Annotated in this window: 9 protein-coding genes; 5 read left to right on the forward strand and 4 right to left on the reverse strand. The window is 69.8% G+C overall.

What is annotated here, in order from left to right:
* Together SGA01_RS04515 and SGA01_RS04520 are read right to left on the reverse strand one after the other, a co-directional pair.
* Window positions 1-652, reverse strand: a 652-nt coding sequence (locus SGA01_RS04515) for an IS5 family transposase (protein WP_141293538.1), incomplete at its 3' end; no start/stop codon positions are given.
* A 249-nt stretch (window positions 653-901) separates the two neighbouring features.
* A complete protein-coding gene (locus SGA01_RS04520) occupies window positions 902-1639 on the reverse strand; it encodes an alpha/beta hydrolase (RefSeq protein ID WP_141293540.1) in 738 nt (245 codons plus the stop codon).
* A 987-nt stretch (window positions 1640-2626) separates the two neighbouring features.
* On the opposite strand from SGA01_RS04520, the gene SGA01_RS04525 reads away from it, so the two are divergent.
* From SGA01_RS04525 to SGA01_RS04535, 3 genes are all read left to right on the forward strand, one after another.
* Window positions 2627-5179 (forward strand): galactose oxidase family protein, encoded by a 2553-nt coding sequence (locus tag SGA01_RS04525; protein ID WP_229918296.1) that lies wholly within the window; start codon window positions 2627-2629, stop codon window positions 5177-5179.
* A gap of 596 nt (window positions 5180-5775) precedes the next feature.
* On the forward strand, window positions 5776-6345 hold the full coding sequence (locus tag SGA01_RS04530) for a hypothetical protein (protein ID WP_141293542.1): 570 nt from the start codon (window positions 5776-5778) through the stop codon (window positions 6343-6345).
* A 109-nt stretch (window positions 6346-6454) separates the two neighbouring features.
* Window positions 6455-7177, forward strand: coding sequence for a class F sortase (locus SGA01_RS04535; protein WP_503827360.1), 723 nt, complete (start codon window positions 6455-6457; stop codon window positions 7175-7177).
* 62 nt (window positions 7178-7239) lie between these two features.
* Here the strand turns inward: SGA01_RS04535 and SGA01_RS04540 are convergent, their stop codons facing one another.
* Entirely contained in the window at window positions 7240-8223 is a 984-nt protein-coding gene (locus SGA01_RS04540; protein WP_229918297.1) for a PP2C family protein-serine/threonine phosphatase, read from the reverse strand.
* Window positions 8224-8870: 647 nt separating this feature from the next.
* Window positions 8871-9821 (reverse strand): glycoside hydrolase family 16 protein, encoded by a 951-nt coding sequence (locus SGA01_RS04545; protein WP_141293548.1) that lies wholly within the window; start codon window positions 9819-9821, stop codon window positions 8871-8873.
* Between the two features lie 350 nt (window positions 9822-10171).
* Between SGA01_RS04545 and SGA01_RS04550 the strand changes: the two genes are divergently transcribed.
* Both SGA01_RS04550 and SGA01_RS04555 read left to right on the forward strand, forming a co-directional pair.
* On the forward strand, window positions 10172-10402 hold the full coding sequence (locus SGA01_RS04550; protein WP_141293550.1) for a hypothetical protein: 231 nt from the start codon (window positions 10172-10174) through the stop codon (window positions 10400-10402).
* Window positions 10403-10566: 164 nt separating this feature from the next.
* Window positions 10567-12720: a bifunctional polysaccharide deacetylase/glycosyltransferase family 2 protein gene (locus SGA01_RS04555; protein ID WP_371866000.1), complete on the forward strand. Its 2154-nt coding sequence runs from the start codon at window positions 10567-10569 to the stop codon at window positions 12718-12720.

Raw genomic sequence — 12720 nt, forward strand, 5'->3', positions numbered from 1 at the left:
TCGCCTTCCCACGGGGCCTCAAGGCAGCAGCAGCTTGACGCTTAACCGCGTGGGATGTCTTGTCACCACGCACCCGCAGCGGCTTGCGCCTCGGACGGCCACCGCCGACCTTGGGCACCCGGATCGCTTCGAGGACCGGCTCGAACTGCGGGCTGTCACCCCGCTGACCTGCCGTGACCAGCAACGACAGCGGCTTCTGACCCTGCTCGCAGGCCAGATGGATCTTCGTGGAGAACCCACCCCGCGACCGGCCCAGCCCGTGATCGTCGGGCTCCGTCCCGAGCCCGCCGGGCGGTTCGTTCTGCGCGGCGCCGTCGCGGCGGGCACCGGCCGCGTGCTGGTGGGCCCGGCAGACCGTGGAGTCGACGTTCACCTCCCAGGTGATCAGCCCGGCCGCATCAGCCCTGGCCTGCAACAAGGTGAGGATCCGGGCCCAGACACCCTCGCGCTGCCATCGGCGAAAGAGTCCGTACACGGTCTGCCAAGGCCCGTACTCGTGCGGCAGATCCCGCCACGGAACACCGGTCCGAACCCGCCACCGAACCCCATTGATCAACCGCCGCCGGCGCCCGGACCTGCGGCTCACGCCTGCCGCAGGCAGCAACGACTCCAGCACCGACCACTGCTCATCAGAAAGATCCCCACGCCCCACACCGTGATCATCACTGCATGAGGCGCGGGATGGAACACCGATCTTGTGACTGAGCACTTCAGTTGGCGAGTTGGGTGTCTGCCTACCGGTCACGACACCGTCGTGACCGGGCCGGACCCGTGATCGTTGCCGCCCCGACCGGCCGGTACCGCCGATGGCCGGTACTGCCGCGATCGGGGCGGTTGCGCATCTGCTGGCCACCGGCATCGAGGATGGCCGGGGCCTGTCCTCGATGGCGGTGGCCTGGCCTCACTTCAGGTGCCGGGCGAAGAACCGGGCCCCGGCGTCGAGCTCGAACTGCGGGACGCCGGTGTGCCCGCCCATGTTGGCGTGCAGCGTCTTCTCCTTGGAGCCGAAGGCGTCGAACAGGTCCAGGGCCGCCTGCCTGTCGTTCCCTTCGTCGTCCCATTGCAGCAGGACCTGCAGCGGAATGCTGACCTGGCGGGCCTCCTCGAACATGGAGCGAGGCACGAAACTCCCGGCGAAGAAGCCGGCGGCCGAGATACGCGGCTCGACCACCGCCAGCCGGACGCCGATGGAGATCACTCCCCCCTCGTATCCGACCGGGCCGCCGATCACGGGCAGCGACAGGAGGGCGTCCAGGGTGGCCTGCCATTCCGGGACCGACTTTTCGACGAGCGGGAGGACGAGGGCGTCGATGATCTCGTCGCCGACCGGTTCGCCGGCCTCCACGGCCCGCCGCAGGTCGGCGCGGGCCTGCTCGGCGGCGGCCCATCGGGGCCGGTCACCGCTCCCGGGGAGCTCGATGGTGGCCGCGGCGAAGCCGTATTTCGCCGCGTAGTACCGGGCCCGCCCCGCCAGCCGGGGGTACATCTTGCGCAGGCCGAGGGGCGGGGGGCTGATCAGGATCAGTGGCACCGGTGCGGATGCGGACGCGGGCGTCCACAGGATGCCGGGGATCTCACCGAGGGTGAACTCGCGTTCGAGGACGCCGTCGTCGAGGCGCTGCTCAGAAGTGAATCGCATGGTCGTGCCTTTCGGGAGTGCTCGTGAACGGCGCTCCCGGACGACCTATCGCCCGACCGCGACCCCGGAGGGGAGCACCCATGTCGATACTGCGTTCACGGGTACCACCTCCTCGTTCTCTCGCACGGCCTCCGGGAAAGTAGCAGTGGTCGCCGTGGTCCGCCAACAGGTTTTCGCGGAGGCGCCTGGGCCCACCGCGAAGGCGGTCACGCTCAACCCGCCAACTCAACTACAACTGAAGCGCTCAGTCACAGATCTAAAACACGGCCTAGCCCGTACCTCGGACGCACAGGCATTTCGCCCCGTGGCGGACTGGTAAACGTGCCAGGAGGCATCCGGTCATGCCGAGTTACGCCGCCCGCAGGGCGGGTCAGCGGACGCGACGCGGGCTCGGGCGACGTATGGGTGCGGGGAGTTGCTGGGAGGGCGGCATGCGCTGTCGAGGAGTTGCTGATGCCTGAGCGGGGGCGGCGAGGCCGGCTGCGGCATCTATGAGCTGGACCACGAGGTCGTGAGGGGTGCCAGCGGAAAGACATACGCTCCACGCCGCCCGGTTGAGGTCTTCTCCGCCATACAAGGCAAATCCTGTCGTCCCGACTTTTCGAAGTCGCAGATCAGCGGCCGTTTCAGAGCAATCCGAAACGCCCGCTTGATCGTTCCTGGGGACCCATTTGGGACCAGCGCACTTGACTGATCTGAAGCGCACCTTGACTCGGTCAAGGTGCGCTTCTTGCCCGGCGTCGGTGATCTTCCGCTCGGCCTTGGTGGCCTCGTTGGCGAGCACGCCCGGGGCAGGGGTGGCCTGCCGGCGTCCGGACCCGGATCCAAGGTGGTGAGTCGCGACCGCCGGGTCCGGCGGAGGAGGCGGGTCCAGGTGCGGCCGGCGCAGGATGGGTGTCAACTCCTCTGTTTTGCAGTCGAGTTGACCCGATCTGACCTATGTTCTAGGGGACGCCAGCGGTTCACGAACTCGCCCAGGAGGTCCGATTGCAGCCCAGACGCATCCGCGCTCTTGCCGGAGCAATCCGCCGCTCCCCTCTGCTCATAGCCTTCGCCCTGGGCTCGCTGCTCGTCGGGCTGACCCCCTGGCTCGGAGTGGCGAGCACGGGGCCGGGCGGCCGTGGTCCGACACCTCGGCCGGTGCCGGGGGCCTTTGAGCAGCAGGCGGCGAAGGTGTCGCCGCACCATGGCGTGGCTCCGGCGAACGCGATGGAGCCCACGGCTCCCGTGCTCGCTCGGACCGGATGGACCGCCACGGCGAGCGACGAGGAGACCGTCGGCGAGAACGGCCGCGCGGCCAACGTCCTCGACGGCGACGCCGCCACCATCTGGCACAGCAGGTGGTCCGGGACCCCGGCCCCGCTGCCGCACAGCATCACCGTCGACATGCACCGCACGACGGTGGTCTCGGCGCTCGTCTACCAGCCCCGCACCGTCGGGGCGAACGGGCGCGTCGGTGAGTACAGCATCAGCGTGAGCGCCGACGGCCGGAACTGGGGGAGTCCGGTCGCCACCGGGACTCTCGCGGACGATGCCGGCGCCAAGACCCTCGGATTCGCCCCGCAGGGTGCGCGGTTCGTCCGGCTCACCGCCGTCACCGAGGCCGGCAACCGCGGCCCGTGGAGCTCTGCCGCGGAGATCAACCTCCTCGGCGACCCCGGAACCCCGGCGGCCACCGTCGACCTGCCCCGGACCGGATGGACCGCCACGGCGAGCGACGAGGAGACCGCCAGGGAGAACGGCCGGGCGGCCAACGTCCTCGACGGTGACCCCGCAACGATCTGGCACAGCAGGTGGTCCGGGACCCCGGCTCCGCTGCCGCACAGCATCACGATCGACATGCACCGCAGGGCGGCTGTCTCCGCACTGGTCTACCAGCCCCGCAGGGACGTCGCCAACGGGCGTGCGGGCGCGTACACCATCACCGTCAGCACTGACGGGACCCACTTCGGCGCACCGGTCGCCACGGGCACCTGGCGCGACGACGACACCGTCAAGACCGCGACCTTCACCCGCGCCGCCAAGGCCCGCTACGTACGCCTGACGGTGACCCGCGAGGCCGGCAACCGCGGGCCCTGGACCTCCGCCGCCGAGATACGCCTGAGCGGACCGGCCAAACCGGCCACCCACGGCACCTGGAGCCGGATCACCGGCTTCCCCCTGGTCCCGGTGGCCACCGCCGTCCTGCCGGGCGACAAACTCCTGGCCTGGTCGGCGTACGCGGTCGACCGCTTCGGCGGCAGCAACGGCTACACCCAGACCGCGATCCTCGACCTGAAGACGGGCAAGGTCACCCAGCGACGCGTCGACAACACCGGCCACGACATGTTCTGCCCGGGCATAGCGATGCTCGCCGACGGACGGGTCCTCGTCACCGGCGGCAGCAACGCGGAGAAGGCGAGCATCTACGACCCGGCCACCGATACCTGGTCCGCGACCACCGACATGAACATCGCCCGCGGCTACCAGTCCATGACCCTGCTCTCCACCGGCGAGGCCTTCGTCCTCGGCGGCTCCTGGAGCGGAGCCGCGGGCGACAAGGCAGGCGAGGTCTGGTCCCCGGACACCCGCACCTGGCGCAAGCTCCCCGGAGTCCCCGCCGCCCCGGCCCTGACGGCCGACCCGGCCGGCGCCTACCGCGCCGACAATCACATGTGGCTGTACGCCACCTCGGGCGGCAAGGTGCTCCAGCTGGGCCCGAGCAAGCAGATGAACTGGATCGCGACCGGCGGGAACGGGAGCATCACCCCCGCCGGCACCCGGGCCGACAGCCAGGACGCCATGACCGGCAACGCCGTCGCGTACGACATCGGCAAGCTGCTCACCCTGGGCGGCTCGCCCGCGTACGAGAAGTCGCCCGCCACCCGGCGCGCGTACACCGTGAGCATCGACGGTGGTCAGGTCCGGTCCGCGCGTACGGGCGACATGGACAACGCCCGCGCCTTCGGCAACAGCGTCGTCCTGCCCGACGGCAAGGTCGCGGTGTTCGGCGGGCAGGCGTACCCCGTGCCGTTCAGCGACGCCACGTCCGTGCTGACCCCCGAGCTGTGGGACCCGGCGACCGGACGCTTCACCCCGCTCGCCAGCATGGCCATCCCGCGCAACTACCACAGCGTGGCGAACCTGCTGCCCGACGGGCGGATCTTCTCCGGCGGCGGCGGCCTGTGCGGTGACTGTGCCACCAACCACGCCGACGGGTCCGTGTTCACACCGCCGTACCTGCTCAACGCGGACGGCTCGCCCAAGCCGCGTCCCGTCATCACCGGCGGCGTACCGCCCCGGGCCGCCGCCGGCACCTCGCTCACCGTCCGCACCGAGGGGCCGGTGGCCTCGTTCGTCCTGATGCGGGCCGCGGCCGCGACCCACTCCACGGACAACGACCAACGGCGGGTCCCGCTGGCATCCACGGCTGCGGCGCCCGGCACGTACACGGTGTCCATCCCCGCCGACAAGGGTGTGGTCCTGCCGGGCACCTACATGCTCTTCGCCCTGGACGCCCAAGGGGTGCCGAGCATCGCCCGGTTCATCACCGTCTCCTGACGGCACGACAGCGACATCCGAGGTGCCGTTTCAGAGTGATCTGAAACGGCACCTCGATCGCTCCCGGGGCAGTACGGAGCCGACACGTACAGCCCGCAGGTACCGCCGGCAGATGTGCCGTCCGTTCCCCCCCGTGGTGGATGGACTCTCCGAGCGCTTCCGCGGCATGCTCCGCGCACGACGGTCACTCACTCCTAGGAGTGACGGAGAGCAATCTGCCTGACGACCGGACGGGCACAAGGAACCGGGCAGTGGGCCCTACGTAGGCGGAGCGCGGACGACTCCGCGTCCACCCGGAGCAGCTGTCGCTCGCGGGCCCGGTGAACCACGGGAATTCGCTGGGTGCTGCGTTCTCATTCCCACAGCGTTCCGCTCTGCGGATCCGGGCTTCGTCACCACCGGCGCCATCTCCTCCTTCACCCGGCGGCGAAGCCCGGGAAGGTGCGGTGCGCGAGGCCTACGGCCGTTCGCGTTGAGCCCGTATGCACCATCTCAAGTGGCGGGCGCTTCGGCGGCAGCTGACGGTGAGCCATGTCGCCGTGTACGGAGAGCCGACAGTGGGTCAGCTGACGCGGTGTACGGAAGGAAGTTCAGCGATGCGCTCTGCCCGCATTCTCTTCGCCGCGGCCGCCGCCGCCGGCACCCTGGCGCTTGCCGCACCCGGCGCCTACGCGATCACCGCCGGTGACTGGGACAGCACCTCCCACAGCCAGGAGCGTGACCACGACAAGCCGAAGGGCGGCATGCACACCGGTTCCGGCGCTCTGTCGCTCGTCAGTGGCGACGAGTGGTCCAAGGAGCACGACAAGGGCGGGAAGGCCGAGAAGGCCGAGAAGGAACACGACAAGGGCGGGTGGCAGAAGGAGCACGAGAAGCCGAAGGGCGGCATGCACACCGGTTCCGGCGCCCTGTCCCTCGTCAACGCCGACGAGTGGCCCAAGGACGCGGAGAAGGACAAGCAGAAGGACTGGACCAAGGACACGCAGAAGGACAAGCCGAAGGAAGAGAGCGGCTACAAGCCGGAGAAGCCGAAGGGCGGCATGCACACGGGCGGAGGCGGCCTCGCGAGCGGCACCACGAACGTGACCGGAGCGGCCTTGGTGGCGGTCGGACTCGCCGCGTTCGTCCTCCACCGCCGCAGGAAGGCCGCCGGCGCGGCTACGTGAGGAAGAACGGACGCAGGGGCCGCCTCCCGGCCGGCGGCCCCTACGTCCGGCCGGCCACACCTCCGTACCCCCATCCCGGATCTTCCGCCCGAGTCCGAAGGAGCCCCTGGTGACGACCCGACCGGATCCCGCTGACGTGGGAGCGCCCCGGCGTGTCCCGCGGTGGGTGGTCCCCGCCGTGTTCTGGACGCTGGTTCTTGCTGTGCTTCTGCTCGTCCTCCGTCCGGGGATGTCCGACCAGGACACGGAAGCGCCTGCCCGACCCGCGGCTGCCGCCGAGTCCGGTCGCGCTTCGGCCCCCGCCCAGTCGTCCCGTCCCGGCGCTTCGCGCCACGCCTCGCCGAGTGCCGTCCCGGCGGCCGGTCCGGCGATGCCGAGGTCGGCTCCCGTCCGTCTGAAGATTCCCAAGCTCGGAGTGGACGCGCCCTTCATCGACCTGAAGATCGGCCCCTCCGGCGCGCTCGACCCGCCCCCGGCCGACAACACGAACCTGGTGGGCTGGCAGGCGTCCGGAATCTCTCCCGGTGAACGGGGGACCTCGATCATCGCGGGCCACCTGGACACGGCCACCGGCCCCGCCGTCTTCGCCCGGCTCAACGAACTCGAGGCCGGAGACACCTTCGAGGTGACTCGCGCCGACGGCACCACCGCTGCCTTCCTCATCGATTCCGTGGAGGATTTCCACAAGGACGACTTCCCGGATCAGCGCGTCTACGGGGACACCCCCGACGCGCTCGTCCGGCTCATCACGTGCGCGGGCACATACGACCGCAAGGCGAAGGACTACACCGAGAACCTCGTCGTCTTCGCCCAGCTGGATCCCACCGGCTGACCCGGAGCCGCATCGGCAGTCACCACGGCAGGCCTGTTCGGTGGAATGGGGCCGGACAGCTCTCAGAGCGTGCCCGGAGAGGCAGGTCCGTCCGCCCAAGGATCAGGAGCGGGAGAGGCGTGGCCTTCTGCTGGGTCGTTGTCTACGCGGGCCAAGGCGAGAACGGCCTGGTCGTCCTCCTCTGACATGGCCGACCAGCGCTCGGTGTCGGCCTTCAGGAACGAGACGACGGCGTCTGGAGCCGCGGTCCGGCCGGCTCGAAAGTGCTCCGTCAGGCGCTCAAGGACGGGGTAGAACGCGCCCTCCGCGTTGCGGCTCTCGCTGATGCCGTCCGTGTAGGCGACGAGCACCTCACCCGGCCGCAGGGTGTGCTCGGTCGTCCGGGCCGGGGCCGAGGAGAGGCCGCCGAGGCCGAGAGGGAGTGAGGGAGAGGTCTCCAGGAGGCGGGCGCCATGAGGTCCGACGGCGATCGGTGGCGGGTGGCCGCGGTCCACGATGCGTACGGTGTCGCCGGTGAGTTCCATGACGAGAGCGGTGACGAAGAGTTCCTGGTCGCCTGCGGACCCGCGCGGGCCGTTGCGGTCGATGCTCAGCTCCAGCCGGTCCGCCAGTACGGGCAGGTCCCGCCATTCGTGGGCGGAGACGCGGAAACTCCCCAGAACCGCGGACACCGCCTGGACCGCGTCCAGGCCCTTGCCCCGCACATCTCCGATGATCGCCCGTACGCCGAACGGCGTTTCGCATACGTCGTACAGATCGCCGCCGACCAGGGTGCCGCCCTCCCCTGCGGTGTAGCAGGCCGCCGCTCGCAGACTTCCGATCAGAGGCGGTACGGGCCGCAGCAGGGTTCGCTGCATGACCTCGGCCACCGAATTCGCCCGAACCAGGTGCCCCCGCGCTCGTTCGCGCTGCCGGGCGAGCAGGATGCTCACTGCCCCGATCAGCAGTGTCGCGACGTACAGCGCGACATGGTGCTGCTCGTCGAAGTGCCCCGGCCGCCGCCACGCCAACAGCATCTGCAGGGCCAGACACACCACGGTCGACACGGCCGTCCCCTTCGGCCCACGCGTCGCGGCGACCAGGGGAGGGACACCCGTGAGGACGAAGCTGACGGGCTCCCTTCCGCCCAGAACCCCCTCCGCGATCAATGCCAGGCCCACCCCCACGAAGGGCGTCCACCACAGCCAACCGCGCCCGTGAAAGCGCAGCCGGCGGCGCGGCGATGAGGTCTCGTGAGTCACGGGCGTACCCCAGGGCCGTACAACCATCGGTCGGGCGACCAGTGCGACGGATGACGGCGCCGGCGAGCGCTCGCAGAGGCGCTTCCGTACCCACCGGTGCCCACCACAGGTCCGTCGCCCTCCGTCAGCACGGCACGACTCCTTTCGCCGCCTCGACCTCGCACCCGGTGATCAGGCTCTGCGGAGAGGGGGCGCCGTCGCCGAGGAAAGCGGCCGTCAGCGCTCGCGGGACCGCCTCGCACCATCCGAGGAGCCGGACTCCGAGCACCGCGTTCCCGTCGCGTCGGATTTCAAGGCCGGGAAGAGTCGTCTCACACCACACCGCTCCGTAGGTCATGACCAACCATGCCTTGGAGTGCCACCCGGCCCGGGTCTCACCGCCACCCGCCGCGACAACGCCACCCGAGCAGCCCTGCGACTGGGTCACGTTGCGCTCCGGGGGGGCGTGGGGGTCAGGACTTCGGGACCGTGTTGATGTAGTCGGTGCCGGTGCTGTGGAAGCCGTCCACCGTCTTCTGGACGTCCGCCTGGGAGACGGCCTTGTCGGCCTTGTAGTAGACCCAGTCGACCTTCATGTCCCAGCTGCGCGGGCCACCGGTGAAGGGGAGGTCGATGAGCCAGTTGCTGAAGTGGATGTCCATCTGCTCGCGCGGGACGTACTTGCCGGAACTGGTGAAGAGCTTCTTGCCGTCCAGGGAGTAGACGACCTTGCCGTCCATGGCGGTGATCATCATGGTGTGCCAGCCACCGAGGCGCCGCTTGACGGTGTGGTGCACCCGGTCCGGCGGATCGGCCCTGTACCAGCTGACGTTGTCGAGCTGCGGACCCACCGAACCCCAGCCGCCGTTCGGCAGGTACTCGAAGTCGAGTTCGCTGTAGTTCTCCGAGGAGTCCGAGGAGGAGATCGGGAAGAAGGTCTGGACGACGTGGTCGCCGTCGCGTCCGCTCGCGGGCTTGTCGCTGAGGTGGACCCGGGCGGCGAAGGTTCCCGTGAAGAAGTTCCGGCTCGTGGTCTGCACCTCGACCTGCGTGGTGCCCGACCGGGTGCCGTCGGTGGAGGAGCGAAGTCGTAGGACCTTGCCCCCCTCGGCCGCCGGGTCGGAGGGGAAGGCGGCGCCGTCGGCGCTCCAGGTGTCCTTGATCCCCGGGCCGCCCCCGCCGGTACGGATCTCCCAGCCGTGCGCGGCGAGGGAAGGGTCGTCGGCGCCGGTGTAGTCGAAGTCGTCGAACAGGGTTCCCGGCGGTCCCGTGGGTGTCGGCGAGGCTTCCCGCGCGGGCTTTGCGGCGTCGGTGCCTCCGCCGGTCGCGGGGTCGGCGGAACACGCGGCGAGTGCGCACAGGAGGGCGGGCAGCGTGAGCGCGGTCCAGGCTCGGCGACGAGAGGTGCGGCGGGGCTGGCTCACACAGGCTCCTTGGGGCGTAGAGGCGGTGACTGGACACGCCCGTTGCATGCGGATCACTCGCTGATCGCGTGAATCGAGCGGTCATCCTAGCGAAGGATTCAAGCCATCACGCCTCGTGTTCGCGACCCGGTCATTCAGGCGTCAGGAGGCGCCCGTTGATGTACCGATCCGGTTACGACAATCGATCGAGCCATGTCAAATATGGACATCGCACACCAATCGATTCTGGTCATGCGCTACGGTCCGCTCTACGCCTCAGCGGTCTCCACACCTTGCACAAAAAGGCCACATTCATGCGCCAAGTCGCCACATTCTCCGGGCGCGAATCGGTCCACTCGGCACAGCCTGACGTGGCCGAATCCCGTCAGTGGGAGCCTGCTCCGGCACCGGTGTTCGTCGACCAGTCGGGTCTGCGCAGCCGTCTGCTGCGGCGCTTCGGCTGGCCGGTCTCCGTGGTCGGCGCGATCCTGGCGGCCGCCATGGGCGGCAGCCTGATCGGTATGCAGTCGGAAGCCCCGGCGATGGAGATACCGCCGAAGCCCGCGTACCTGCCCGCCAGGGGACCCTTGACGCCCTCCTGACCCTGGAGGGCGCGGTCTGCGACGCCGCACCCGGAAAGTTCGGCCATCACGCCGAACATCGCGACATTCCCTGACATAACGCGGCCATCGTGGCGCCCAAAGCAACGCCGGCGGGCCGGCCGAGCGTGGCTGATCGTCCGCACCACCCAGATCCAGGAGCGCCCTTGTCCCGCCACCAGCGTCGTCGGCAGTCCCTGCTGAGACCACGCCGACTGGCTGCGCCGCCGCTGCGCTTCTTCATGCCGCTGTCCCTGCTGGCCTGCTTGCTCGCGCTCCTCGTCCTCCGCGGCCTCGCCACCAACGAGGCGTTCCACGACACCCGGATCGCGACCTCGGTCGACAAGACGACCGTGCCGGAGAACCTGCTCAAGGGCGGCCCGGTCATCGACGCGCGCGGCGACAAGAACGAGCGCCCCGTGAGCTACCGGATCCCCGACCACACCGTGGTCCTGAGCTTCGACGACGGCCCCTCGCCGGAGTGGACCCCGAAGATCCTGGACGTGCTCGCGGCCCACGACGTCCGCGCGGACTTCTTCGTGACCGGCGCGATGACCACGCGCCACCCGGAGCTGATCCGGCAGATCGTCGCGGGCGGCCACGAGATCGGCGTGCACAGCTTCACCCACCCCGATCTGGTGTATCAGTCCGAAGCCCGGATCAGCTGGGAGCTGGCGCAGACGCAGCTGGCGCTGGCCGGCGTCGCGGGCGTCCACAGCGCGCTGTTCCGACCGCCGTACTCCTCCGACGCCTCGGCGCTCGACGACTGGAACTACCCGGTGATCAAGTACGTGGGTTCCCACGGCTACCTCACCGCGTTCATCGACCGGGACACCCACGACTGGAAGCGTCCCGGCGTCGACGCGATCGTCAAGGCGGCGATGCCGCGCAAGCCCGGCGCCGGCGAGCTGATCCTGCTCCACGACGCGGGCGGCGACCGTACCGAGACCCTTGCCGCGCTCGAGCAGATCATCGTGAAGCTGAAGGGCGAGGGGTACCGCTTCGCCACCGTCTCCGAAGCGCTCGGCGCCACCGACGCCACCGTGCCGGTGCACGGCTACCAGCTGTGGGCGGGCAAGTGCTTCATCTGGGCCAGCAAGGCCGCCGTGCTCACCCTGCCGGTGCTGGTCGCGCTGCTGGCCGTCGTCGGCTTCCTCAACTTCGGCCGGTTCGCGCTGATGCTCGTCCTCGCACCGCTCCACGCCCGGCGCTCCAAGCGGCGGAACGCGTGGGGACCACCCGTCACCGAGCCGGTCACCGTCCTCGTACCGGCCTACAACGAGCGCGAGTGCATCGCGAACACCCTCAACTCCCTGATCGCCAGTGACCATCCGATCGAAGTGATCGTCATCGACGACGGCTCCACGGACGGCACCGCGGACATCGTCGAGGAGATGAATCTGCCGTTCGTCCGGCTGATCCGCCAGGCCAACGGCGGCAAGTCCACCGCGCTCAACACCGGTATCGCGGCCGCGTCGTACGACATCGTCGTGATGATGGACGGCGACACCGTCTTCGAGCCGTCCACCGTGCGCGAACTGGTCCAGCCCTTCGGCGACCGGCGGATCGGCGCGGTCGCGGGCAACGCCAAGGTCGGCAACCGCGACAGCCTGATCGGCGCCTGGCAGCACATCGAGTACGTCCTCGGCCACAACCTGGACCGCCGGATGTACGACATGCTCAACGTCATCCCGACCATCCCCGGCGCGGTCGGCGCCTTCCGCAAGGAGGCCCTGCGGCGGGTCGGCGGGATGAGCGACGACACCCTCGCCGAGGACACCGACATCACCATGGCGGTGCTCTGCGACGGCTGGCGGATCGTCTACGCCGAGCGCGCCCGCGCCTGGACCGAGGCCCCCGCCAGCCTCCAGCAGCTCTGGTCCCAGCGGTACCGCTGGAGCTACGGCAGCATGCAGGCGATGTGGAAGCACCGCCGCGCCGTGACCTCCCGGGGTCCGGCCGGACGCTTCGGCCGGCTCGGGCTGCCCCTCGTCGTGATGTTCGGCGTGGTCGCCCCGCTGCTCGCGCCGCTGGTCGACATGTTCCTGCTGTACGGCGTGCTGTTCGCGGACGCCCCGATCACCCTCGCCAGCTGGGGCGGCTTCATCCTGCTCCAGGCCGTGCTGTCCTGGTACGCCTTCCGGCTCGACGGCGAGAAGCCCCTGCATCTGATCAGCCTGCCGATCCAGCAGCTGGTCTACCGGCAGCTGATGTACATCGTCCTGTTGCAGTCCACGATCACGGCGCTGACCGGTGGCCGACTGCGCTGGCAGAAGCTCCGGCGCACCGGCGAGGTCGCGGCCGCACCGGTGGAGGCCTGA

The organism is Streptomyces gardneri, from assembly GCF_006539185.1.
GTDB lineage: Bacteria > Actinomycetota > Actinomycetes > Streptomycetales > Streptomycetaceae > Streptomyces > Streptomyces gardneri.